This is a genomic window from Actinotalea endophytica (assembly GCF_025717005.1).
Taxonomy (GTDB): domain Bacteria; phylum Actinomycetota; class Actinomycetes; order Actinomycetales; family Cellulomonadaceae; genus Actinotalea.
In genome coordinates this window covers 106,849-130,652 of the sequence record NZ_JAOVZU010000006.1, presented here as the reverse complement: position 1 = coordinate 130,652, position 23,804 = coordinate 106,849, and the positions used below count along the sequence as shown (strand labels likewise).

21 protein-coding genes are annotated in these 23,804 nt (G+C 74.1%); 8 read left to right on the top strand and 13 right to left on the bottom strand.

What is annotated here, in order from left to right; genetic code table 11:
• Positions 1-87 precede the first annotated feature (87 nt).
• Positions 88-906 (bottom strand): SDR family NAD(P)-dependent oxidoreductase, encoded by an 819-nt coding sequence (locus tag OEB99_RS11690; protein ID WP_263510272.1) that lies wholly within the window; start codon positions 904-906, stop codon positions 88-90.
• Between the two features lie 122 nt (positions 907-1,028).
• Between OEB99_RS11690 and OEB99_RS11685 the strand changes: the two genes are divergently transcribed.
• Positions 1,029-2,273, top strand: coding sequence for a hypothetical protein (locus OEB99_RS11685; RefSeq protein ID WP_263510271.1), 1,245 nt, complete (start codon positions 1,029-1,031; stop codon positions 2,271-2,273).
• A gap of 82 nt (positions 2,274-2,355) precedes the next feature.
• Here the strand turns inward: OEB99_RS11685 and OEB99_RS11680 are convergent, their stop codons facing one another.
• A complete protein-coding gene (locus tag OEB99_RS11680) occupies positions 2,356-2,727 on the bottom strand; it encodes a hypothetical protein (RefSeq protein WP_263510270.1) in 372 nt (123 codons plus the stop codon).
• Positions 2,728-2,743: 16 nt separating this feature from the next.
• Here OEB99_RS11680 and OEB99_RS11675 point away from each other — a divergent pair, with 16 nt between their 5' ends.
• The gene (locus tag OEB99_RS11675) at positions 2,744-3,391 is read left to right on the top strand and encodes a polysaccharide deacetylase family protein (protein ID WP_263510269.1); all 648 of its coding nucleotides are present in this window, start codon (positions 2,744-2,746) and stop codon (positions 3,389-3,391) included.
• 30 nt (positions 3,392-3,421) lie between these two features.
• On the opposite strand, the gene OEB99_RS11670 is transcribed toward OEB99_RS11675, so the two are convergent.
• The 4 genes from OEB99_RS11670 to OEB99_RS11655 form a co-directional block, all read right to left on the bottom strand.
• Positions 3,422-5,119 (bottom strand): phospholipase D-like domain-containing protein, encoded by a 1,698-nt coding sequence (locus tag OEB99_RS11670; protein ID WP_263510268.1) that lies wholly within the window; start codon positions 5,117-5,119, stop codon positions 3,422-3,424.
• 29 nt (positions 5,120-5,148) lie between these two features.
• On the bottom strand, positions 5,149-6,903 hold the full coding sequence (locus tag OEB99_RS11665; protein ID WP_263510266.1) for a MinD/ParA family ATP-binding protein: 1,755 nt from the start codon (positions 6,901-6,903) through the stop codon (positions 5,149-5,151).
• Positions 6,904-7,068: 165 nt separating this feature from the next.
• Positions 7,069-8,388 carry a hypothetical protein gene (locus OEB99_RS11660; RefSeq protein ID WP_263510265.1) on the bottom strand — a complete coding sequence of 440 codons (1,320 nt, stop codon included), beginning with the start codon at positions 8,386-8,388 and terminating at the stop codon, positions 7,069-7,071.
• Between the two features lie 21 nt (positions 8,389-8,409).
• Entirely contained in the window at positions 8,410-8,931 is a 522-nt protein-coding gene (locus OEB99_RS11655; RefSeq protein ID WP_318011413.1) for an RNA polymerase sigma factor, read from the bottom strand.
• A 227-nt stretch (positions 8,932-9,158) separates the two neighbouring features.
• Between OEB99_RS11655 and OEB99_RS11650 the strand changes: the two genes are divergently transcribed.
• From OEB99_RS11650 to OEB99_RS11635, 4 genes are all read left to right on the top strand, one after another.
• Positions 9,159-10,412: a diguanylate cyclase gene (locus tag OEB99_RS11650; protein ID WP_263510264.1), complete on the top strand. Its 1,254-nt coding sequence runs from the start codon at positions 9,159-9,161 to the stop codon at positions 10,410-10,412.
• Positions 10,413-10,431: 19 nt separating this feature from the next.
• Positions 10,432-11,166, top strand: a complete 735-nt coding sequence (locus OEB99_RS11645; RefSeq protein ID WP_263510263.1) for a glutamine amidotransferase — start codon at positions 10,432-10,434, stop codon at positions 11,164-11,166.
• A gap of 77 nt (positions 11,167-11,243) precedes the next feature.
• Entirely contained in the window at positions 11,244-11,501 is a 258-nt protein-coding gene (locus tag OEB99_RS11640; protein WP_263510262.1) for a hypothetical protein, read from the top strand.
• Between the two features lie 224 nt (positions 11,502-11,725).
• Positions 11,726-15,319, top strand: a complete 3,594-nt coding sequence (locus OEB99_RS11635; RefSeq protein ID WP_263510261.1) for a S8 family serine peptidase — start codon at positions 11,726-11,728, stop codon at positions 15,317-15,319.
• Positions 15,320-15,426: 107 nt separating this feature from the next.
• Here OEB99_RS11635 and OEB99_RS11630 read toward each other — a convergent pair whose 3' ends face one another.
• The 4 genes from OEB99_RS11630 to OEB99_RS11615 form a co-directional block, all read right to left on the bottom strand.
• Positions 15,427-15,921: an ATP-binding protein gene (locus tag OEB99_RS11630; RefSeq protein WP_263510260.1), complete on the bottom strand. Its 495-nt coding sequence runs from the start codon at positions 15,919-15,921 to the stop codon at positions 15,427-15,429.
• A gap of 139 nt (positions 15,922-16,060) precedes the next feature.
• Positions 16,061-16,705 (bottom strand): HAD-IA family hydrolase, encoded by a 645-nt coding sequence (locus tag OEB99_RS11625; RefSeq protein ID WP_263510259.1) that lies wholly within the window; start codon positions 16,703-16,705, stop codon positions 16,061-16,063.
• 56 nt (positions 16,706-16,761) lie between these two features.
• Positions 16,762-17,019, bottom strand: coding sequence for a hypothetical protein (locus OEB99_RS11620; RefSeq protein WP_263510258.1), 258 nt, complete (start codon positions 17,017-17,019; stop codon positions 16,762-16,764).
• A gap of 12 nt (positions 17,020-17,031) precedes the next feature.
• Complete coding sequence (locus OEB99_RS11615) at positions 17,032-17,961, bottom strand: hypothetical protein (RefSeq protein ID WP_263510257.1); 930 nt, start codon at positions 17,959-17,961, stop codon at positions 17,032-17,034.
• 223 nt (positions 17,962-18,184) lie between these two features.
• Here OEB99_RS11615 and OEB99_RS11610 point away from each other — a divergent pair, with 223 nt between their 5' ends.
• Entirely contained in the window at positions 18,185-18,496 is a 312-nt protein-coding gene (locus tag OEB99_RS11610; protein WP_263510256.1) for a hypothetical protein, read from the top strand.
• The gene (locus OEB99_RS19735) at positions 18,481-21,357 is read left to right on the top strand and encodes a helix-turn-helix transcriptional regulator (RefSeq protein WP_318011411.1); all 2,877 of its coding nucleotides are present in this window, start codon (positions 18,481-18,483) and stop codon (positions 21,355-21,357) included. Before OEB99_RS11610 ends, OEB99_RS19735 begins: the two co-directional genes overlap by 16 nt.
• On the opposite strand, the gene OEB99_RS11595 is transcribed toward OEB99_RS19735, so the two are convergent.
• From OEB99_RS11595 to OEB99_RS11585, 3 genes are read right to left on the bottom strand one after another with little or no spacing between them, the layout of a single operon-like run.
• Complete coding sequence (locus OEB99_RS11595; protein ID WP_263510255.1) at positions 21,314-22,081, bottom strand: glucosamine-6-phosphate deaminase; 768 nt, start codon at positions 22,079-22,081, stop codon at positions 21,314-21,316. The two genes, OEB99_RS19735 and OEB99_RS11595, sit on opposite strands and share 44 nt — an antisense overlap.
• Entirely contained in the window at positions 22,078-22,893 is an 816-nt protein-coding gene (locus OEB99_RS11590; RefSeq protein WP_263510254.1) for a carbohydrate ABC transporter permease, read from the bottom strand. Before OEB99_RS11590 ends, OEB99_RS11595 begins: the two co-directional genes overlap by 4 nt.
• On the bottom strand, positions 22,890-23,798 hold the full coding sequence (locus OEB99_RS11585) for a carbohydrate ABC transporter permease (RefSeq protein WP_263510253.1): 909 nt from the start codon (positions 23,796-23,798) through the stop codon (positions 22,890-22,892). Before OEB99_RS11585 ends, OEB99_RS11590 begins: the two co-directional genes overlap by 4 nt.
• Between the last annotated feature and the right edge of the window lie 6 nt (positions 23,799-23,804).

Sequence of the window (23,804 nt, the reverse complement as noted above, 5' to 3'; positions counted from 1 at the left end):
GTGCCCCGGAACGTGGGGACCTTGGACCCGCCGCGACCACTCTAGACGCGCCGTCGCGGGGCACGTCGAGGCCCGTCTCAGCGAAGATCAGCGCATCGGGTCGTCGGGCCCCCACAGGCTCAGCGTGAGCCGGCGCGCATCGGTCCGGAGGATCTGGCCGGTGCGTGCGTGCAGCGTCGTCGGGGTGTCCGCACCGGCCCGGATGAATCGCCCCGCGAGCTCGTCGAGCTCACCGGCACCGATCGCGGCGACGAGCTCGATGACGTCGTCCGGCCTGGTCCACTCGGTGCGGTCCGCGTGCACCGGCATGCCGTGCGTCATGTCCGTCGCGACCACGCCGGGCGCCAGGTCGAACACCAGGAGCCCGCGGTCGCGGTACTGGGTGTCGAGCATCGTGGTCAGGCGGGCCAGCGCACCCTTGGAGATGTTGTACCCGGTGTACGCGCCCGCACCGCGGTACCCGGCCCCCGAGTTGAGGTGCACGACCCGGGCGCCACCGGCCGCGAGCATGCCGGGCAGCAGGGCGTGGACGAGCAGCAACGGCCCGCGCAGGTTGGTCTCGACGACCCGCCAGACGTCCTCGACGTCGTCGTCGGCGAACGCCACCTCGGCGCGTTCGATGACCCCGGCGTTCTGCACCAGCAGGTCCACCTCGCCGAGGCCGTCGACGACGGCGAGCGCGGCGACCTGCACCTGGTCGCGGTCGGTCAGGTCGACCGGGACCACGTGCACCTCCGCTCCGGGCACCCGGGCGGCGATCCGATCGGCGGTGGCGTGCAGGTGGGTCGCGGTGCGGCCGAGCAGGGCGAGCCGGTAGCCGCGCTCGGCGAGCCCGGTGGCGATCATCGAGCCGATGCCGCGTCCGGCGCCGGTGACCACGGCGGTGCGGGCAGGCGGTGGGGTCATGCCGCCAATCCTGCCCCGAGCGGGCCGTCCGTGCTCGAGTCGTGACCTGGAAGGCGCCGTCGCGCGACCGGGCGCGTGGTTCGGTGTAGCCGCAGGTGATCAGCAGGTCGTGTCAGGGGGCGATGAGCGTGCGGCTGTCCGGGACCGTCGTGGTGGCGATGGGTGTGGCGTTGCTCGGTGGGTGCACGAGCGCAGCGGAGCCGGCCGCGGAACCGTCGCCGAGCACCACGTCCACGACACCCGTGTCGACACCCACCCCCACCCCGACGCTGCTGACCACGGTGACCGTCGATCCGTCCTTCCCGGAGGCCGAACCGCTCACGGCCGGGCTGCTGGCCACGACCGACGCCACGTGGCTCGTCGCCCGGGTCGTGGCGAGCGACGCCGGCTCGCCCGAGCCGAGGGCCGTCGTGCACTACCTGATCTCCCCCGACGGCACCCGGTACGAGCTGCCCGACCTCGGCGACGTCACCGTGGTCCAGTGGCTCCCGGGCACGCCCGACGCTCTGGTCCTCGGCAGCGACGGCACCGCGGCCACCATGGCGGTGGTCGACCTCGAGACCGGTCGCTCGATCGGCGACCTGGACTGGTCGGCGCTGCTCGCATCGGAACCCGAGGCCACCGGGGTCTCGGTGACCTTGCTGGGCGGCAGCGAACCGGACCTGATCGTGACGGTGGACTCCCCGACCGGCGGGCGGGTGCTGGCCACCACGGTCGACGGGTCGATCACGGCATCCGTGGACGCCGACTGGTGGGGCGTGGCACCGGCTCCCGACGGGCACGTGCTGCTCGCCGTGGACCCGACCTCGGGCCAGGTGGTCGAGGTCGACCCCGCGACGCTCCAGGAGACCGCGCACCCGCTCGACGGATCCTGCTGGCCCACCTGGCTCGATGACGACCGCTGGCTCGCTGGGTGCCAGGAGGGCGGTCGGGGGACGTGGTACCTGGTCGGCCCGACCGGCGTGACCCCGCTGGCCGTGGACGATGCCAGCGTGGTGGCGCTCGGCACCGACGACGGATCGGTGGTGCTGGCGCTCGGCGACGGGACCTCCGGGGGCGAGCAGCGGGTGGTCGAGGTCGCGGACGGCGCCGTCCGCGAGGTCGACACGGGGCTCGGCTACGTCACCGGCGCGACCCGGTCGGCCCTTCTGGGGAGCACGACGGCACCGGGCTGGGGGGCCGGGCTGCTCTCCGGCCAGAGCGCTCCCTTGCTCGCCTGGCTCCCGTCCGACGGCTCGGTCACCTCCCTGGTCCCCGCCGGCCCCGACGGCGCCGCGACGGTCTTCCCGGTCGGGGGCCCGGGGGCACCGCTCGGGGGCTGGCTGGACGTGACCGACGACGGGGTGCAGTTCGTCGTCGCTGACTGAGCGGCGACGCCCGGCACAGGGGTCGGCACAGCGGTCGGCGCGACAGCCGGCACGGCGGTCGGCGCGACAGCCGGCACAGCCGTCAGCACAGCCGTCGGCGTGCTCGCATCGGCCCGGGGCGGGACGACCGGCCCTGTTCCGGCCGTCGGCCGCCGACCGACGATGGAGGCATGAGGCGCGCGTGCTCGCGTCGGCTCGCGACCCTCATGGCGCTCGGCGCCCTGGTGGGCTGCGGGACGAGCACGCCCCCCGAGCCCTCGCCTGCGCCGAGCGCGGCGCCCGCGTCCTCGCCCGCCTCGTCACCCGGCACCACGACGCCCTGCCCGCCGTCCACGTCGCCGACGACGAGCTCGCCCGAACCCTCGCCGCCGGCGGACCGTCCGGCCTCGTCCACCGCCGCCCCGACCCCGAGCGCGACCCCCTCGACCACGGCCCCCGCCGCGGCACCCCCCACCAGCGGCCCCGGGTGCGTGCCGCTGCCGGCCGATGTCCTCGGCACGGACTGGACCACCCTGCCGACCTCACGCCGGGTCGTCGCGCTCACCTTCGACTGCGGCGCGTCCGACGCGGGCGTGGCCTCGATCCTCGCGACCCTCGCCGCGTCCGGGGTACCCGCGACGTTCTTCGTCACGGGTGCGTTCGCCCGCAGGTACCCGGCCGACGTCGCCGCGATCACGGCCGCGGGTCACGTGATCGGCAACCACAGCGACAACCATGACCACTACCCGCTGCTGACCGAAGCGCAGATCGCCGCCGACCTGGCCGCCGCCCGGACCGCGATCGTCGCGGCCGGGGGCACGCCCGGGCCGTGGTTCCGCTTCCCGTACGGCGACCGCACCGACGCGGACGTGCGGGCCGTGAACGCCGCCGGCTACGCGTGCATGCGGTGGACCGTCGACACCCTCGGCTGGCAGGGCACGAGCGGGGGTAGGTCCGCGGCCGAGGTGACGGACCGCGTGCTCGGCGCGGCGACGCCCGGCGAGATCGTGCTCATGCACGTCGGCGCGAACCCCGACGACGGCACGACGCTCGACGCCGACGCGCTGCCCGAGGTCATCGCACGCCTGGCGGCCGCCGGGTACTCGTTCACGACCGTCGAGGAGCTCCTCGACGGCTGAGCGTGCCGGGCACGACCGTCCGCGCCGGGCTCAGCCCGTGCCGGCGAACAGCCGCCGCTGACGTTCGCGCCACGACCCCGGCGCGTAGTACCGCGCGCTCCAGGCGTCGGTCTCGTCCAGGTGGCCGGTCCAGTGCGCCGCGCCGCTGTTGACGTCCTGCCGGGCGGCCATCGCGCGGAACACGTGGTGCATGAACAGCCGGTGGTACTCGGTGAGGTAGATGTCGGCGACCCGACGCACCGCGCGACCCGAGGACGCGAGGGTCGATCCGGTGCGGATCACCAGGGTGTTCTCCTCGTTGGAGAACGTGGAGGCGTCGGAGTAGTTGGCCGAACCGGTGAGCAGCGTCGGGTCGTCGGTCAGCGGGTCGATCATGATGATCTTGGTGTGGATGTAGCGGACGTGGGTGTTGAACCCGGTGAGCCGTTCGGCGGCCCACTGCTCGAGGGATCCTGCCGAGAGGTGACTGCCGGTGGACAGCCGGACGTCGGGGTCGGTGAGCGGGATCCGTTGCCCCGGCGGCGGCACCTTGTCGAGCAGCACGGTCCGCACCAGGTCCCGGTCCACGGCCAGCACGTCCCGGAAGACCTTGTTCAGCCCGAACGCCCCGGTGAGGTGCGCCGACGAGGTCGCGGCGTCGACCAGGTCGGCGTACCAGTGCAGCGCGGCGAGCGACGAGCGCGGCGACATCACGACCGTAACGCCCGGGTCGGCCGGCACCGGGGTGGCGAGGGGCGGCTCGTCGTGCACGACGCGCAGGTCCTGGGTGGTCTCGCCGTCCACGAGCCGCTGCCACTCGGCCCGGTACGCGCCGGCGACCTCGCGGTGGTGCACCAGGTGCCCGACGTTCGAGTGCCCGTACAGCGCGCCCCGGGTGAGGTTGGTCGACCCCGTCCACACCGCGACCGGGTCGCCGTGGTGGGCGAGCACGAGGAACTTGTGGTGGTGCAGCGCCGACCGGTTCGCCACGTCGCGCCAGATCACCAGGTCCTCCGTGCCGGTGCGGGCCACGGCGGCGTGCGCGGCCTCGGCGGTCCGGTCGTCGTTGACGTCCGGCGTGGAGTCCCGGTCCCGGCCGTGCACGACGAGTCGCACCTCGGCACCCCGGTCGCGTGCGTCGGCCAGTGCACTCAGCCCCGCGTCCCAGGTGAGCTCGTAGAACGCGCCGTGCAGGCTCCAGTCGGCGTCGGTCGCCCGGGCGACGAACGCCAGGAACGCCTCGGCGAGCCCGCGCGACAGCCAGACCATCGCAGGGTCGGACTCGTCGGGATCCGCGCCCGGCAGCCACCCGCCGAACCGGCGCGCGAAGGCCTGCGAACCGGCCACGCCGCGGTTGAACCAGACCCCGTGGACCCCGTCGTCCTCGACCTCGGTGCTCACCCGGACCGCCGACGAGGCGAGCACCACCGGTGCCGCCGGAGGACCACCGAGGGACGAGACCGTGTACGTGTAGTCGTGGCCCGGCTTGGCCGAGTAGTCACCCCACTGGAAGCCCTGGACCGGGTGGTCCCGCGTGCTCCAGTCGGAACCCGGCGCCGGATCGGGCACCACGCTCGGGAACGTCTTCATGGCCCGCAGCCAGGTGCACTCACCCTCGGTGTGGTCCACCCGGTGGATCGCGAAGCCGAGGCTCCCCGCCGGATCGGCGAGGTCGAGCCCGAGCAGCACGGTGTGCGTGCCGGCGATCGCCCGCACGGTGAGGCCCTGCGCCCGGTGGCTACGGCGCACACCTCACGGTAGACCGCGGACCCGCCCGGCTACAGCCCCTCGGCGACCGCGGCTGCGACGTGCAGCCACGCCTCCCGGGTGCGCCGGTCGAGACGCTGCACCTCCAGCGGCGTCCCGCCGACCAGGCTCGCGTCGTACGGGACGTCCACCACGGCGCGGGTGAGCTGGCCGAAGTGCTCGTGCAGGCGGTCCGCGAGGTTCGGGTCGCGGCGCGGGGCCGGGTCGGACAGCACGGTCACCGCGTGCCGCACCGCCTCCTCGTGGCCGGTGGCGCGCAACGCGTCGATCGCCCAGGCCGCGGACTGCGCGGTGTCCTCGCGCACGGTCGAGACGATGACCACCTGGTCGGCGGCCTCGACGGCCGCCTGCCAGTTGGAGGCCCGCATGTTGTTCCCGGTGTCGATCACCATGATCCGGTAGAACCGCGCGAGCGTGCGGTGCAGGGCCCGGAAGGCGAACGCGTCGATCGAGGCGGCCGAGGCCGCGTCCTCGTCCGAGGCGAGCACGTCGAACTGCGCCGACCCCTGCGAGCGCACGTAGTTGTCCAGGTCCCCGACCCGCGCCGTGCCGGACGCGGTGAACCGTTCGAGGTCCTGCAGCAGGTTGACGGCGGTGTTGTGGTGGTACGCCTGCTGGGCGCGCCAGCCGAGCGTGCCGCGGGTCTCGTTGTTGTCCCACGCGAGCGTGTAGCCGCCGCGGTGCTGGCCGAACGTCGCCGCGAGCAGCAGCGTCGCGGTGGTCTTGTGCGCGCCACCCTTGGGGTTGATCACCACGACCGTGCGCGGGCCGTCCAGCGAGCGCTGCACGCTGGCGACCGACGCACGGTGCCGCTGCTCGGCCGGGCCGGGGCGCAGGGCGAGCAGGCCGCCGGTGAGCCGCCGCAGGGTGCCCTGCCAGCCCTGCTCCGCGGGCCCGGCGGGAGCCTCGGGCCGGGCCGCGAGCAGGTCGGACAGCGTCGGCAGCTCGGGCTCGACGCCGGGCACCTCGGCGACCGCGGCCGGGAGCTCGGGCTCGTCCAGCTCGTCGGGCTCGAAGTGCAGGGGCGGTGCGGCCTCGGGGGGCAGCGGGGACGCCACGTCGGCGCTCGCCCAGGCGGACACCCGGGTCGGCGCCCCCCAGGCGGGCACGGGGGCGGCCTCCGCCTCACCCGCAGCCTCGGGCTCCGCGGCCACGCCGGGCGCGGGCCGCTCGCCGACCGGCTCACCGAAGGGCCACGCGGCGTCCTCGACGCCGGGCTGCTCGCCGGCCAGCGTCTCGTCGCCGGCGCCCTCCTGAGCGGGCCACTCGCCCTCCGGCTCCTCGGGCCAGTCGGGCTCCACGGGCAGGTGCTGCGACTCCGCGTCCTCGCCGTCGAGCTCGCGCAGCGTCTGCAGCGGGATCGTGTCGAAGTCCCAGCGGACGTCGTCCTCCGAGTCCGGCTCGGGCGGCAGCTCGCGCGGCAGCTCGCCGTGCAGGGACCAGCGGACGTCGTCCGACCATGTCGTCGTGCCGGTCGTGGACGCCGCGCTCGGGACGAACTCCGGCTGGTAGGGCTCGTCGGCCTCGGGCGGCTCCTCGCCGGCCGCGTGCTCGGGCTCCTCCGGTCCTTCGGCCGCCGGCAGGTCGGCCGGCAGCTCGTCCGGCGCGGGTTCGGGCGACTGCGGCTCGGGCCCGGTCAGCTCGGGTGACGGCGCGGCGTCGGGCTCCTGGGCCTGGTCGGGCTCGGCCGACTGCATGGCCTCGAGCGCGCGCAGCTCACGACGGGTGAGGGGGCGGGGCGGCCCGCTCGGCTCTTGGCTGTCCACGACAGAACCTCCTGGCGGCGTCGGACGCACCGGCGACACGCCGAACCTAGCCCGCGAACCCGCCGGACGCACGCACCGGACCAGCCACGACGGTGCGGTGCGGCACCGGGCCGCACCGCACCGGGGACCGCCGGAGGGGGCCCTCCACCCCGCCCGCAGCCTCGCTCAGGAGAAGTCGAGCGCGTCGTCAGCCACCGCGAGGACCGACCAGACCGAGCCGTCCGAGCCGGTGAGCCGGTAGGTCGGCACGAGCAGCACGGCACCCGCTCCGTCCGTCTGCATGCCCGACACGAGCTCCGCGCCGGTGATCGTCACGTGCTGCACCGGCCAGGACACCGGGCTGCCCGGCTCCGGCGTGTCCGGCACGCCGGTCGGGACCGCGTCCGGCGCGGGCAGGGTCGAGACCGAGTCGCTGAGCCCGACGGTGTCGTCGAACCACATCGGCCCGGACGTCCCGAACCGGGGGTCGGACAGCCGTGCGACCGCCTCGACCGGGCTGACCACCGGGTACTCGCCGAGGTCGACGAGCGGCGCGAGCGAGCCGTAGAGCGACTGCAGGCCGCCGCCGGTGTAGGAGGCGCTCCAGGTCCGACCGGTCCGCACACCGTCGATCACCTCGTACGCGGTGACGTAGGTCCACTGCGTGTCGGACCCCGCGTCGGCCTCGATCTGGAAGCCGGCGGCGTCCAGGCCGAGCGCGCCGAGCAGGTCGGCGAGCTGCGCCTCGGCCTCGGTCGCGGACGGGGCCGGACCCAGGTCGCGCTCGGTGCAGCCGGTGTCCTTCGCGGCGTCCTCCGCGGTGCAGGACCACGGGTCGGCGGTCGGGTCGTAGAAGTTCAGCCCGGCGTTCCCCTCCGGGTACATCGACAGGGACGCGGCGGAGCCGTCCTGCGGCCCGACGGCCCACACGCCGTCGGTCTGCTCGGGCGTGCCGGGCACGCCGAGGACGGTCGCAGCGGCGGCCATGCTGTCGGCGTCGAACACCGCGGCGGCGTCCACCGCGCGGACCTGCGCGGTCCCGGCCTGGTCCGACAGGCCCTGCGCCGTGAACACCGTGCGGCCGTAGCCCCACCACGCCGCGTCGCCGGCCGCCATCGAGCTGTCGCTCGCCACGCCGCCGCCGGCCACCCGTCCCGGCTCGGGGGCGGCCGACTCCATCGCGCCGCCCATGGCGCCGTCCTCGGCCGTCGCGACGCTCAAGGCCTCGTCGGAGCCGCTGCTCGCGGTGCCCTGCACGGCGCCGATCGCGTACCCCCCACCGGCTCCGATCACCAGGGCCGCGGCTGCCGCGGCGGCGATCGGCCACCGGGCGCGCCGGGTGGCCAGCTGGTCACCTGCGGCGGCGCCGGCCTCGGCGCGCGCGGCGACCGCGGCGCGCAGCGCGCGCAGGTCGGGCTCGGACCCGGCCGCGGGGTCTGCCGCGCGGAGCCGGTCGAACGCCTCGTCACCGGTCGAGCCGGGACCGTTCGGGGGGATGCTGCTCATGGTGACCTCCTCGAGGTGCTCTCAGCCGTTCTGTGTCGCGGACCCGGCGTCGCTTGCGTCCCACGCCTGCCGCAACCTGGCCCGCGCCCGGGAGAGCGCCGCGTCGGCACCACCTCGGCTCACCCCCAGGACCTCGGCGAGCTCCTCGCCGCCCAGCCCCTCCCAGGCGTGCAGGAGCAGCACCCTGCGGTCCCGCGGGGACAGCGCGGCCAGCGCCGAGCGCACCTGCTCGTCCTTGACCGCGAGGTCCGCGGGGTCGACGTCGTCGACCTCCTCGGGGACGAGCTCGACCGGGACCGGACGCAGCTTGCGCCGGTGGTTGGCCAGCACGTACCCGGCCGTGCGGTACAGCCAGGGCAGCTCGGCGCCCTCGGGCACGTCCTCGCGGCGCCGCCACGCCGTCACGAGGACATCGGCGGTCAGGTCCGCGACGTCGGACGGCGCAGCGCGGCGTGCGACGTAGCGGTGCAGGGCGGCGGCGTGCTCGGCGAACAACCGCTCGAACCAGGCGTCGTCACGCACCGGGGCCTCCAGGGTTCGCACCGGGTGGGGTCACTCCTTGAGTGTGGCGACCCGGCCGGATCTTGCAGGCGCGGCGTGCCGGATCTGCTCGGGTTGCGCACCGGATCCCTGGCGACGGCTCGCCGATCGTCCGGCGGCGCATGCCCGATCGGCCGTCCGGGTCGCGTCGGGGGGTCCTGCGCGCGTCGGCCCGCACGCGCGGGACGCGCATCGGTCACACTGGCGCCACCCGTGCCGATAGGAGGGCGATGGCACACGGCACAGGGCCCTCGATGCCCCCTGACGAGCTCGCCCGGATGCTCGACCTGCTCACCGAGCAGGTCGTCCGCTACCGGGTCGACGACCTGTGCATCGTGTACTGCAATCGCGCCTACGCGTCGCAGTTCAAGGCCGACCCCGACGACCTCATCGGCACCCCGCTGACCGGGATGCTGAACGACCGCGAGATGGCGGGGCTGCACGCGCAGCTCGGCCGGCTCGGCCCCGAGGCCCCGCACCTGCGCGACACCGAGCCGAGGCCTGCGTCGCGCACGCCCGGCATGTGGATCGAGTGGGCCGACCGGTACCTCCCGCTGCCCACCGGCGCCGAGATCCTCGCGGTGGGTCGCGACGTCACGGAGCGCCACCTCGCCGAGCAACGCCTCGCGGCGAGCGAGTCGATGTTCCGAACCCTCGCCGAGGCGTCGAGCGACCTGGTCTGGCGGCTGCAGGTCACCCCCGAGCCCCGGTTGACGTACGTCTCGCCCTCGGTGGAGACCTTGCTCGGCTGGGACAAGGAGCGACTGCTCGGCGACCCGGAGCAGATCCTGCACGTGCTCGACGACGACGGCCGCACCGCGTTCGCCCGCGCCCTGGCCGGGGACGAGCCGCCCGAGCGGTTCGACCTGCAGTTCCGTCGTCCGGACGACACCTGGGTGACCATCGAGATGCACGTCGCCCGGATCCCGGGAGGCTGGCAGGGCATCGGCCGGGACGTGACCGAGATGCGGCAGATGCAGGACGGCCTCGCCGACCTCGCGCTGCGCGACCCGCTGACCGGCGCGGCGAACCGGCGGCTGCTCAGCATGCTGCTCGACGCCGCGCTGACCCGCAACGCCCGCGAGGGCACCTCGCTGGTGCTCAGCTACATCGACCTGGACGACTTCAAGCCGGTCAACGACGTGTTCGGGCACGCGGCCGGCGACATGGTGCTGCTCGAGGTCGCCCGCCGGCTGACCAGCACGGTGCGCGGCGCCGACATCGTCGCCCGGATCGGCGGCGACGAGTTCGTCGTGGTGCACGAGGCCGAGCCCGGGGCGGCGGAACGGATCCTCCGTCGGCTCGTCGAGGTCCTGTCCCCGCCCTACCTGCTCCCGGACGGCTCCGAGGTGCTCTGCCCGCCGAGCGTCGGGGCTGCGGTGTCCACCGACCACGCCGACGCCGACGACCTGCTCGCGGCCGCGGACGAGGCGATGTACGCGGCCAAGCGGGCTCATCGCGCCGCGCGGCGTGCGCACGTGTGAAGCCCTAGGCTCAGGCCGCGTGAAGCCGTTCCTGCTGATCGGCACGCGTCCGGAGGACGCCGCGGCCGATGGCGAGCTCGAGGCCGTGCTGCGCTTCGGCGGGCTCGACCGTGCGGAGCTCGTCCGCGTCCGGCTCGAGGCCGGGCCGCTGCCCGAGCTGGACCTCGACGAGTTCTCGGGGATCGTGGTCGGCGGGAGCCCGTTCAACGCGAGCGACCCGGTCGAGACGAAGTCCGCGACGCAACGCCGGGTCGAGGCCGAGCTCGCCGCGCTGCTCGACGAGGTGGTGGCCCGCGACCTGCCGTTCCTCGGTGCGTGCTACGGCGTCGGCACGCTGGGCGTGCACCAGGGCGGAGTGGTGGACCGCACCTTCGGCGAGCCGGTCGGCGCCGTCCCGGTGACCCTCACCGCCGAGGGCCGGGCGGACCCGCTGTTCGCCGGCCTGCCGGACACCTTCGAGGCGTTCGTCGGCCACAAGGAGGCGATCCGCACACCGCCGCGGGACGCCGTGGTGCTCGCCACCTCGCCGACCTGCCCGGTCCAGGCGTTCCGGATCCGGGAGAACCTCTACGCCACGCAGTTCCACCCGGAGCTCGACGTGCCGGGCATCGTGACCCGGATCGAGGTGTACCGGCACGCCGGCTACTTCCCGGCGCACACCACCGAGACCCTGATCGCCGAGGTGCGCCGCCAGGTCGTCGTGCACCCGCCGCTCGTGCTCGCGAACTTCGTGCGACGTTACGCACGCGACTGACCGGGTCAACACAACGGTTCGGTCACGTCTGGCGCGTCGACTGGCGGAGTGCCGGATGACGGGGCACCCTCGGCAGGATGTTCGCGCTCTCATCCGGGGACGACCTCGGGCCCACGGCTCAGGATCCGGCCCTCGCGGACGATCTGCTCGACATGAGCAGCATCGCCGAGATCACCGCGGTCGACGACCACACGGTCGCCGATCTGGCGGTCGTCCCGTGCGCAGCGCGACCCTCCACCGGCTTCGTGCACCTGGACGGTCCGTGCCGATGCTTCGTCGGCGGTCCGGCTCCCGAGTTCGCTCCCTCACCGGACCTCGACCGCCGCGCCGGCTGACCCGAACCCAGGGCTGACCTGCGGCTTCATGATCTCGTTCGCTACCGGTCGGTAACTCTTACCGCCCGACGCCGGACCCGCGCGTCCGGAACCGGTTCCGCTGAGGGGTTTCACCCGCCTGTGACCTGCCGTTATGGTGCGCATTGCGTGCCGCGTCCGATAGGTCCGGTTCGGACCGGCACCGCGTCCGGGCACCAGCTGCCTTCCTCGGGGGAAAGAGCGCCATGAGCCGTCGACTCATCGCTGCCGTCACCACGACAGCGCTCACCATCACACTCAGCACGGGAGCAGCCATCGGTGCGGCTGCGACCGACGACGACAAGCCAGACGTACCCAAGGCCGGCGATCTGCCGATCAGCCAGGCCCAGGACAAGATCTCGCCCGCGCTCGCCGCCGCCGACGGGGAGGTCACCGTCTTCGTCGAGCTCGACGCGACGTCGGGCGTCGACACCGCCGAGGCCGGTGGCAGCACCGCCGCGGTCGAGGCCGCCGCCGACGACGTCGAGGCGCTCGCGGCCGAGGTCGTCGACTCCGCCGACTCGGAGACCATCGCGGTCACCACGGACCTCGTGCCCGGCGTCGTCGTCCGCGGCGACGCGGCCGAGCTGCGCGCGCTGGCCGCCAAGGACGGCGTCACCTCGATCCGCGTCATGACGCCGAAGGTGCCGATGAACAAGGGCACCGACGTCTTCACCAAGGCCATGGACGCCTGGACGCAGACCGGCTTCACCGGCAAGGACGTCACGATCGGCGTGATCGACACCGGGCTGGACTACACGCACGCCGACTTCGGCGGCCCCGGCACCGCCGAGGCCTACGCGACCGCGTACGCCAGCGACACGATCCCGGCCGGCCTGTACGACCCGGCCAAGTTCCTCGGCGGCTGGGACTTCGCCGGCCCCACGTACGACGCGGGTGGTTCGGGCGACCAGCTCGTCCCGCACCCGGACGCCAACCCGATCGACTCGCCCGAGGGCAGCACGCCCGGGTCGAGCCACGGCTCGCACGTCGCGGGCACCGCGGCCGGCTACGGCGTCGCCGCCGACGGCACCACCTTCACCGGTGACTACTCGACCCTGACCGACATCTCCGACTTCCAGATCGGCCCGGGCTCGGCGCCCGAGGCGGGGATCTACGCGCTCAAGGTGTTCGGTGACGCGGTCGGGTCGACCAACCTCACCGTGCAGGCGCTGGAGTGGGCCGCCGACCCGAACAACGACGGCGACTACTCCGACCACCTGGACATCGTGAACATGTCGCTCGGCTCGGACTACGGACCGGCCGACGACCCGGAGAACGACTTCATCGACCAGCTCAGCAAGCTCGGCGTGCTCTCCGTCGTGGCGTCCGGCAACGCGTCCGACGTCGTGGACGTCGGCGGCACCCCGGGCAACGCGGCCTCGGCACTCACCGTGGCGAACTCGGTCGGCACCTCGTTCCTGTACGACGCGGTCGAGGTCACCTCCGGCTCGGCGAGCGTGGACACCGGCCTCTACGGCGCGCAGAACACGATCGCCTACACCGGCGACGACGTGACCGCCGACGTCGTCTACATCGGTGACGTCGAGGGCTGCGACAACCCGGACGGCAGCAACTCGCTCGAGCCCTACCGGGACCAGATCGAGGGCAAGATCGTCTACCTGCTGTGGCCCGAGCCGGGCTTCTCGTGCGGCAGCGTCGCACGGTGGACGAACGCCGCCGAGGCCGGCGCGGCCGGTGCGATCGTCGGCTGGGAGGGCCCGGTGTTCACCTACGGCCTGACCGGCTCGTCGCTCATCCCGGGCGCCATGCTGACCGCCAACGCGACCTCGACGATCGTCCCGGCGCTCAAGGCCGGCGAGCAGATCACGATGCACATGGGCCCCGGCCTGGCGAACGCGGTCTACGAGACCAACCCGGACGCCGGTGACCTGGTCAACGACAGCTCCTCGCGCGGCGTGCACGGCTCGCTGGGCATCGTGAAGCCCGACGTCGCCGCACCCGGCACGTCGATCTCCTCGGTGGCCTCGAGCACGGGCAACGGTGCGACCACCAAGTCGGGCACCTCGATGGCCACCCCGCACGTCGCGGGTCTGGCCGCCCTGGTGCGCGAGGCGCACCCGCGCTGGACCGCTCTGCAGGTCAAGGCCGCGGTGATGAACACCGCGACGCACGACCTGTACACCGACCCGGGTCAGACCGGTGACGTGTACGCCCCGGAGCGGGTCGGCTCGGGCCGGGTGGACGCGCTCGCCGCGGTCACCGACGACGTCATCGCCTACGCCAAGGCCGACCCGTCGCTGGTGTCGGTCACGTTCGGCGTGGTGAACGTCGGGACGGACACGGTGACCAAGACCGCCAAGGTCACGGTCAAGAACATGGGCCGGACGACGCACTACTTCGACGCGTCGTTCCTCCAGGCCACCGGTGCAGGCGGGGCGACCATCACGGTCTCGCCGTCGTCGTTCAAGCTGACCCCGAACGGCACCCAGACCGTGAAGGTCACGCTGACCGCCGACCCGGCGAGCCTGGCCAAGGAGATCGACCCGACGTCCGACCCGAGCGCCCTCGGGCTGCCCCGGGAGTTCGTCACCACGATCTCCGGCCGCCTCGTGCTCACCGACACGGCCGACGGCTCGACCCTGCGGGTCCCGGTCCAGGCCGCCCCGCGGCTGGTGTCCGACATGTCCACCGACCCGGTGGTCTTCGACGGCGACGTCACGGCCCCGGTGAACCTCACCGGGCAGGACGCGCTGTCCGGCGGCTGGTACTCGATCGTGTCGCCGATGGTGCTCGGGGCCGAGAGCCCCGTGCTGCCGGACGACGCCCTGCCGGGTGTCGCACCGTCCGCCGTGAAGTCCGGTGACCTGCGCTTCGTCGGGGCCTCCTCGACGGCACCGCAGTACGCCGCCGCGGGTGAGGACCCGTCGAACGGGATGCTGAACATCGGCATCGCGGTCGAGGGTGAGTGGACCTCGCTCGGCTCGGTCGTCTACCCGGTGATCGACATCGACGTGGACGGCGACGACGTCCCCGACTACGAGACGATCGTCTGGAAGTACACCGCCGACGTGGACCTCACCACGGTGGAGACCTACGAGGTCGTCGACACCGGCGCGGGCCTCTCGCTCGGTGGCATGGTCGACCTGGAGCTCGTCAACGGCCTGCCGGCGAGCTTCCAGACGACCATCTTCGACAACAACGTCCTGGTCGCCCCGATCTGGCTCGGTGCCCTCGACAAGCTCGAGCCCGGGATGACGCCGACGTTCTCGGTGCAGACCTGGTCGGGCCTGTGGGACGGCGGTCCGATCGACGTCGCCGACACCTTCTCGTTCGACCCGTACGCCCCGGCGTTCTGGTTCGACGACGGCTCGGTCGACTCGACCTGGTACATCGACACGCCGGGCACGGCGTTCACGGTGCACCGCGCCGAGGAGCAGGGCGACGCGTCGCTGCTGATGCTGCACGCGATCAACAAGCTCGGCAGCCGGGCCGAGGTCGTGCCGGTCTCGACGGAGGCGCGAGCCGACGTCGAGCTCTCGGTGCAGCTGCCCCGACGGGTGACCACGCGTGACCACGCGCTGGTCAAGGTGACCCTCACGTCCGACGCGGTGCCGAGCGGCACCGTCCAGGTCAGCGAGGGCAGCACGGTTCTCGCCTCCGGCGAGGTCCGCATCGGCCGGCACGGCGAGGCGACGGCGGCGATCCGCCTGCCCAAGCTGTCCGCCGGCGACCACACCCTGACGGTGTCCTACCTGGGCAACGTGGAGGCGAGCCCCGCCTCCACGGACGTCGCGCTGCGGGTGTGGAGCACGCACGGACGCTGGACGCCGTGCTGACACCAGCACACCCGGTCCGGCCGCACGGCAGGACCTGACGGAAGGGCCCCGGGCGATCGCCCGGGGCCCTTCCCGTTGCGCTCACCGGGCCGCGACGGCGGCCGAGCTCAGAACTCGGCGAGGTCGAGCTCGAACCAGACGGTCTTGCCGCCCTCGGGGTGGGGCTCGATGCCCCACCGGGTCGACATCGCCTCGACGATCGCCATGCCGCGGCCGTTGATCGACTGCGGGTCGGTGTCGAGCACGACCGGGTTGTGCTCGCCGGCGTCCGAGACCGAGATCCGGACGCTCGCGATCGTGTGCCGCACCTGGACGCCGATCGCCTGTCCGCTCGCGCCGTGCAGCACCGCGTTCGACAGCAGCTCGCTGGACAGCAGCTCGACCACCTGGTTGGCCATGCCGTCGACGCCGCGCGCAGCGGCGGTCCGCACCACCCAGTGGCGCCCTACGGCGACGGACTGGCGATGACCGGGAAGGACGAGGCTCGCGTCGGAGGTGCCGTCCGGACGGACCGGGTCGAGTGTGCCGCGCGGCACGCCGTCGTTGCCCACCAGACGCAGGGTGCGGCCGGACGGCGTGCGCCGCTCATGCTCGCCCCCCATCCAGTCCTCCTCATGGTCGTGGCGCATCTGCCCGGCCATCCTCCCCCCCTGCGATGAGCATGCCGGTCAGGCGGCACGCGAGTTGTTCACGATTTCATCACGGTTGCGCATGGAGCGGATCCCCCGCCAGCGGGTGAAATCATCGGGCGGACACCCGCACACCGCGCTCGTCGGCCTCCACCACGACGGCGGACAGATCACCGATCACCCGGTCCGCTTCCGGCTCGGGTGTCGTGGTCCGCAGGCCGAGAGTCACCGCGCCCGCCGCACGGGCAGCGCTCAGGCCCGCCGGCGCGTCCTCGATGACGAGGCAGTCGGCCGGCTCGACGCCGAGCAGCGCCGCACCCGCCAGGTACGGGTCCGGTGCGGGCTTGCCCCGGCTGACGTCGTCCGCCGTGACCATCGGCGGCACCGGCAGCCCCGCGCCGCCGAGCCGCATCGTCGCGAGCGCCCGGCCGGCCGACGTGACGATCGCGCAGCGCCTTGCCGACACGAGCGTCTCGAGCACCTCGCGCGCCCCCGGCAGGACCACGACCGGGCCCGGCTCGGCGAGCTCGATCTCGTCGATCCGGCGGCGCGCAGCGGCCCGTTCCGTGGCCGGCCGGCCGGCGAGCAGCCGCGCGACGAGGTCGTCCGCGGTCACGCCGTGCACCGTCGCGAAGTCGGGGACCGGGACGTCGTGCTCGGTGGCCCACCGGGTCCACGACCGTTCGACCGCCTCGGTCGAGGACACGAGCGTGCCGTCCATGTCGAGCAGCACGGCGGCGAAGACCCGGTCGAACACGCGCACAGCCTGGCACAGGCCCAGCGACGGACGCCGCACGTCCCAGCGCTCGGGCCCTAGCGTCCCAGCTCGATCAGCCGCGGGATGCCGGGGGGCGCGGCCATCGACAGCTCGAGGTACTTCGCCTCCGCGCGGTGCAGCCGCACGTGCTCGTCGAGGGTCCAGGTCGGGCCGTTGCGCAGGAGCGTGCCGCACGAGCACTCGAGCCAGACCGTCCCGTCACCGTCGGTCTGCAGCGTGCCCACGGTGTAGTGCGCGACGCGCGCGCGGGCCTTGGCATCACGCAGCGAGGCGCTGACCGGGTTCTGGCTCACGCGCCAAGTGTGTCAGGACTCGAGCAGGTCGAGCAGCGCACGCTGGGTCGGCGAGCCGGTCGGCACCGGGAACCGGGCAGCGTCGTGGTGCACCCGGATCTCCTCGACGTCCTCGTACCCGGTGGGCACCACCTCGAGCGGCACGGTGCGGGTCAGCGGCAGCACGGTGCGGACGATCGAGTGCACCGGACGTGAGCCGCGCACCCACCACGACCGGCGGTGCAGCACCATCAGCTCGACGCCGTCGGTGCACACCACAGCACCCTGCAGCCACATCGGCCAGACCTTGTGCACCAGGCGGTTCATCGACCCGGCGTCGCGCGGCGTGACCAGCAGGCGGGCGTGCGCGCCACGCAGGTCCATCGCCGGTTCGGCCGCGATGAGCTCCCGGTACTCGCCGACCAGCGCGACGTCCGGACCGAGGTCGCGCAACCCGAGCGGGACGTGCTCGACGGTGCCGGAGCCGACCTTGCTCGGCGGGGTGTCGCGCCACAGCAGCCGGAGCCCGTCGACCAGCGGCGCCATCGTGTCGCGGGACGCGCCGTTGTAGCGCACCACGAGCGGCTTCTCGTCGAGCACCCGCACCGAGAACCGGCCGTCGAGCAGCTCCGCGCCGTCCTCGACCGCGAGCAGCTGGTCCCCGGTCACGACCCGGCGGCGCACGCCCCCGGTGTCACCCGGAGCGCGGGACAGCAGCGTGAGCTCGTCGCCACGCAGCACGAGGAGGTGGTCGTACAGGTCCATCCGCGGGTTGGCGTCCCGGCGGGAGATGCGCCTGGGGATCTTGAGCACCACCTGCGCGCTGCCGGGGTCCTGCTCGAACGACCGGAACAGGCGGGGCACCTCGTCGCGGGTGCGCACCGGCAGGACCCACGGACCGAAGGCGTCGAACTCCTCGGTCCGCTCGAACTGCTGACCCTTGACCCCGTTGTCAGTAGTCATGATTCGACGGTACGCCCGCTGTCCGGCGCCGTCACGGGAACCCGGTCCCGGGCCGCGTCACAGGGGCCTCAGCCCTCGAGCCGCCGCTGAGGCCCTGCCTCAGACCCCGGCTGAGGTGCCTTAGGCACCACCCGGCCGCGAGCGGGCGCCAGGATCCGACGACCGACCGATCCGCCCGGCCGGCCCTCAGGACGACCGTGGTGGTCATCGAGAGGAGCCCACCATGTCGCTCACCACCTGGGGCCCGGCCCTGGACGCCGAGCTCACGTACCGCCAGGACCGCGTCCGCCGGACCTACGCCGGCCCGCGACGGCTCTCGTCGGTCGCACGCCGCGCCCGTGCGGCGGTCGCGCGCAGCACGGCCACGGCCACTGCCACCACCGCGTCCGCCACCGCCACGGCCGCCACCGCCACGTCCGCCACCACCGCGTCCGCCACCGCCGGGCAGCCGGGCCCTGCGCCCGTGCTGCACCTGTCACCCACTCCCTCGCGTCAGGACCCGGTGCGAGGATCGGAGGCATGGCCCGCGGCATGACCGACTTCGTCGCCCGGGAGGCCCCGGTCGCCCGCCTCACCGACGCTCTCGCCGACGCCGCCCGCGGCGTGCCCGGGATCGTCCTGCTGGGTGCGGACGCCGGGGTGGGCAAGACCCGGCTGCTGCAGCACGTTGCGGGCCTCGCCGAGCACGACGGCGCCACGGCGATCACCGTGCAGTGCGTCGACCTCGGCGAGGTCGGCCTGCCCTACCTGCCCTTCGCCCAGGCGATCGGCGAGCTGGCCCGGCGCGGCGACGCGCTCGAGCCGGTGCAGCGCGCCCGCCCGGCCCTGGCCCGCCTCACCCCCGGCAGCGGCCCGGACGGTGACGCGCCGGGCGCCGACGACGCCGCGCGCCTGCAGCTCTTCGACGGCATCGCCGCAGCGCTCGGCGCGGCCGGTGGGCCCGGCCACCCGCTCCTGCTGGTGATCGAGGACGTGCACTGGGCGGACTCGTCGACCCGCGACGTCCTGCGGTTCCTGGCGAGCCGGCTGCGTGACGAGCACCTGCTGGTCGTGGCCAGCTACCGCGCCGACGACCTGCACCGCCGCCACCCGCTGCGCCCGCTGCTCGCCGAGCTGTGGCGCAACCCGCGGGTGGACCGCCTGGACCTGCCGGCGTTCGACGTCGACGAGCTGCGGCGGTTCGCCGTCGCGGTGCAGGGCGGACCGGTGGCGGACTCCGTCGTGCGCCAGGTGATGGCCCGCTCCGAGGGCAACGCGTACTTCGCCCAGGAGCTGCTCGAGGCGGGCGCGGGCGGCGAGCTGCCGTGGAGCCTCGCCGACGTGCTGCACGCGCGGCTCGAACGGCTGGACCCCGCGGTGCTGCGTCTGGCTCGCGTCGCGGCGGTGGCGGGCCGTCAGGTGCGCGAGCCGCTGCTGCGGGCGGTCTGGGCCGAGGTCGGGGCGGGTGACTTCGACGCCCTGGTGCACGAGGCGGTCGCCGCCCAGGTGCTCGCGCAGGACGGCGCGACGCTGGCGTTCCGGCACGCGCTGCTCGCCGAGGTCGTCGAGGCGGACCTGCTCCCCGGCGAACGGCTCGTGCTGGACCAGGCCTACCTGCGGGCGCTGCTGGCGGACCCGACGCTGGGCTCGGCCGCCCGGCTCGCCGAGCACGCCCGCCGGGCGCACGACCTGCCGACCGCGGTGCGCGCGGCGACCATGGCCGCGGACGAGGCCGCCGCGCTCTTCGCGCCGGCCGAGGAGCTGGACCACCTCGAGCAGCTGCTGCGCCTCGCGGAGCTGGTCCCCGGTGTGGACCGGGTCGGGGTCGCCGATCGTGCGGCCGCTGCGGCGAACCGCGCCGGGCGCACCGAGCGCGCGGTCGAGCTCGCCCGGTTCGCCGTGGCCCAGGCGGACGGTGACCCGGGTCGCCAGGCCCCGCTGCGCGGCCGGCTCTCGCAGTACCTGCTGGTCGTGGAGGACCACTCGGTGGTCGCCGAGGCGGACCGCGCACTGGCCGACCTACCGGCCGACGCCCCGGCGGCCGATCGCGCCTGGCTGCTGGCCATCCACGCCCGGGTGAGCCTCAACGTCGACCTCGACGAGCAGGCCGCGCGCAGCGCGCAGGCCGCGGTCGAGCTGGCCCGCTCCGCCGGCGTCCCGGCCGCGGAGGCCGACGCGTCGGCCACGCTCGCGGTGCTCGGCGTGGACGACCCGGACACCGCCACGGCCCTGCTGGACACCGCCGTGCGCCGCGCCCGCGAGGCGGGTGACCTGGTGACCGAGCAGCGGTGCGCCTACAACCTCGCGACGACGTTCTACTACGCCGGTCGGCTGGACGAGTCCGCCGCGGTGCTCGAGGCCGGCCTGGCACGGGCCGAGGCCGCGGGGCTCGGCTGGAGCGAGTTCGGTCTGTCCCAGCGGTTCTTCCAGCGCCTGGTGCGGTACGCGCAGGGCGACCTCCGTGCGCCCGACTCCGCGCGGCCCTACGGCACGCCGTGGCAGGAGATCGCGTTGGCGGCGGTCGATCTGTATGCCGCCACCGCCCGCGGTGACGACGACGTGCTCGACGCCGCCGCCGCGCTCGAGGAGTACTGGGACCGCGACGCGCAGATCGCCCTGATCACGGGCGGGACGAACGCCGACGCCCTCACCTGGTCGGGCCGCCCGCGCGAGGCCGTCGAGGTCGCCGAGTCGATGCTCGAGCGCCTGTCGCGGGTGTGGGACGACTTCTTCCTCGGCGGGATCTGGCTCGCCGCGCTCGCGCTCGCGGCACTGGCGGACATCGCGGCCGCTGACCGGCTGACCGGTGCGGACTCCGCGCTCACCGTGCGGCACGGCGACCGACTGCTCGAGCGCGCCAGGACGACCGCCGAGCGCGGCCGACCCCGCGGCGGGCGCCTGGGACCGGAAGGGCGGGCCTGGCTTGCGCGCGCCGAGGCCGAGCACAGCCGCCTGAGCGGCCGGGACGACCCCGAGGTCTGGCGCGCCGCGACCGAGGCGTTCGGGTACGGCTACCGCTACGAGGAGGCGCGCAGCAGGTTCCGCTGGGCGGGTGCGCTGGTCGCGGCCGGGGACCGGGTCGCCGCCACCGCGCAGTTGCGCGCCGCCGCCGACGCGGCCGAGCAGATGGGCGCCGCGCCGCTGCTGGGCGCGTGCCGCGACCTGGCTCGACGCGCGAGGCTCGACCTGCCGGGAGCCGGTCGGCCCGCGGTGGACGTGCTGACCGACCGGGAGGCGGAGGTTCTCGCGCTCGTCGCGGAGGGGCTGAGCAACCGTCAGATCGGCGAGCGGCTGTTCATCAGCGCGAAGACGGTCAGCGTGCACGTGTCGAACCTCATCGCGAAGCTCGGCGTGGGCGGCCGGACCGAGGCGGTCACCGTCGCGCACCGCCGAGGGCTGCTGGACCCGCCGGCCTGAGGGCGCCGAGCGCGGCCCGGTCGGCAAGGATCGTGAGGTCCGGGTGGTCCAGCAGCGCCGTACCCGGTGCCTGGGGACCGGCCGGCCCCTCGAGCAGCGCTCGCAGGGCCGCGGCCTTGGACTCGCCGGTCACGAGCATGAGCAGCGAGCGCGCCTCGTGGATCGTCGCGAGCCCCTGGGTCACCGCGGCGCGCGGCACCAGGTCGGTGCGGCCGCCGAAGAACCGGGCGTTGTCCTGCACGGTGCGGTCGCTGAGCGCGGTCACGCGGGTGCGAGAGGCCGGCGACGAACCCGGCATGTTGAACGCCACGTGCCCGTCGCTGCCGAGGCCGAGGATCTGCAGGTCGACCCCGCCGAGGTCGCGGATCAGCGCCTCGTACGCGGCGCACGCCCCGTCCAGGTCGGACGCGTCGACGTCCGGCACGTGCACCCGCTCGTGCGGGAGCGCGATCCGGTCGGCGAGCTCCCGGCGCACCACGGCCCCGTAGCGCTCCGGGTGGCCCGCGGCGAGCCCGACGTACTCGTCGAGCTGCACCACGTGCAGGCCGCCGAGGTCCACGCCCGACTCCGCCCGCCGGCCCAGCTCGCGGTAGGTGGCCAGCGGGCTGGACCCGGTTGCGACGCCCAGCACGGCGTGGGGCACGCCACCGACGGCAGCGACGATCCGGTCGGCCGCGGCCACGGCCACGTCCTGCGACCCGGCAAGCTCGACGAGCTCGGTCACTCGCGCACCGCCCCTTCGAGCATGCCGGCGATGAAGTGCCGCTGGAGGAACAGGTAGACGACGACCACGGGCAGCGCGACGAGCACCGCCGCGGCGGCGAGCAGCGTCGTGCCCTGCACGTACTGGCCCTGGAAGAACGCCAGGCCCAGCGGCGCGGTGCGCACGTCGCCGCGGGGGGACATGACGAGCGGGATGAGGAACTCGTTCCAGGTCCACATGAAGGTGAGCAACACGAGGGTGGTGATCGCCGGCCGGCCGACCGGCACGAGGATCTGCCACAGCACGCGGTGGTTGCCGGCGCCGTCGAGCCGTGCCGCCTCGACGATCGAGCGGTCCGAGGCCCGGAAGTACGCGCGCATCCAGTAGGTGCCGAACGCGATGGACTGCGCGATCTGCGGCAGCGCGACGCCGAGCAGGGTGTCGGTCAGGCCGAGGTCCCGCAGGTCGAAGTAGAGCGGGACGATGATCGCCTCGGTGGGCACCATGATCCCGAGCAGGAACAGGTAGAAGACCAGCTGCTCGCCGCGGAACCGCATCGTGCCCAGGGCGTAGCCGGCCATCACCGAGCACACCAGCGCCACCGAGACCACGAGCAGCGAGACCTGGACCGAGGTCAGCATGTAGTGGCCGAACTTCCCCTGGGTCCAGGCCGCGGCGAAGTTCTCCAAGTGGAACCGGCCCGACTCGGCCGCGGTGCGGTTCTCCGGTCCGACCGCGGTGACCAGGATCGAGAGCACGGGCCACAGCGCGAACGCCGCGAACAGCGTCAGGATCGCGTAGTTCGCCACCTTCTCGGCGCGGGAGATCGTCATGAGGTGCGGTCCCCCACCTTGTTGACCACGAGGTTGATCAGGAAGATCACCACGGTCAGCGTGATCCCGATCGCGGCGGCGAGCCCGACCTGGCCGCGCTCGAACGCGTTGCGGTACACCTCGTAGCTCGGCACGGTCGTGGACGTCCCGGGGCCGCCGTTGGTGGTCATGTAGACTAGGTCGAAGGTCTTCAGCGCGGCGATGATCGTCAGGGTCAGCGCCACCGCGATCTCACCGCGCACGGCCGGGAGGGTGATCGCGAAGAACTCCCGGACCGCACCCGCGCCGTCCAGCCGTGCCGCCTCGTACAGCTCGCCGGGGATCCGGGCCATGCCGGCCAGCAGCAGCACGGTGACCAGACCCATCGAGACCCAGGTCCCCACGAACCCGACCGCGGGCAGCGCGAAGGTGTAGTCGCCGAGCCACGCGCGGGTCAGCGCGTCCAGCCCGACCGCCCGCAGCGCGGTGTTCAGCGACCCGTTCGGCGCGTAGATCTGCCGCCACGCGACCGCGACGACCACCATCGCGACCACCTGCGGCAGGAACACCACGGTGCGGAAGAACCCCAGGCCGCGCACCCGGGCGCGGTTCAGGATCGCCGCGAGCACGAGCCCGATCGCCAGCGGGATCACCGCGTAGAACACGATCAGCACGAGCGCGTGCCCGAAGGCGGCCCGAAGCCGCTCGTCGGCGAGCACGGCCCGGTAGTTGTCGAGGCCCACCCACACGCCGAGGCTCAGCCCGTCCCAGCGGTACAGGGAGAGCTGGACGGCGCGCAGGATCGGGTAGAGCAGGAACGCGGCGTACAGCACGAACGCCGGCGCCAGGAACCCGTACGGGCTCAGCCGCCGGCCGCTCGCGGGGCGACGACGATCGGGTGCGGGGCGACGGCGGCCGCCCCGCACCCGATC

Coding starts and splice junctions, on each gene's coding strand:
- OEB99_RS11690 (WP_263510272.1), bottom strand. CDS start 906: ATGACCCCACCGCCTGCCCGCACCGCCGTGGTCACCGGCGCCGGACGC.
- OEB99_RS11685 (WP_263510271.1), top strand. CDS start 1,029: ATGAGCGTGCGGCTGTCCGGGACCGTCGTGGTGGCGATGGGTGTGGCG.
- OEB99_RS11660 (WP_263510265.1), bottom strand. CDS start 8,388: ATGAGCAGCATCCCCCCGAACGGTCCCGGCTCGACCGGTGACGAGGCG.
- OEB99_RS11650 (WP_263510264.1), top strand. CDS start 9,159: ATGGCACACGGCACAGGGCCCTCGATGCCCCCTGACGAGCTCGCCCGG.
- OEB99_RS11640 (WP_263510262.1), top strand. CDS start 11,244: ATGTTCGCGCTCTCATCCGGGGACGACCTCGGGCCCACGGCTCAGGAT.
- OEB99_RS11635 (WP_263510261.1), top strand. CDS start 11,726: ATGAGCCGTCGACTCATCGCTGCCGTCACCACGACAGCGCTCACCATC.
- OEB99_RS11630 (WP_263510260.1), bottom strand. CDS start 15,921: ATGGGGGGCGAGCATGAGCGGCGCACGCCGTCCGGCCGCACCCTGCGT.
- OEB99_RS11615 (WP_263510257.1), bottom strand. CDS start 17,961: ATGACTACTGACAACGGGGTCAAGGGTCAGCAGTTCGAGCGGACCGAG.
- OEB99_RS11610 (WP_263510256.1), top strand. CDS start 18,185: ATGTCGCTCACCACCTGGGGCCCGGCCCTGGACGCCGAGCTCACGTAC.
- OEB99_RS19735 (WP_318011411.1), top strand. CDS start 18,481: ATGGCCCGCGGCATGACCGACTTCGTCGCCCGGGAGGCCCCGGTCGCC.
- OEB99_RS11590 (WP_263510254.1), bottom strand. CDS start 22,893: ATGACGATCTCCCGCGCCGAGAAGGTGGCGAACTACGCGATCCTGACG.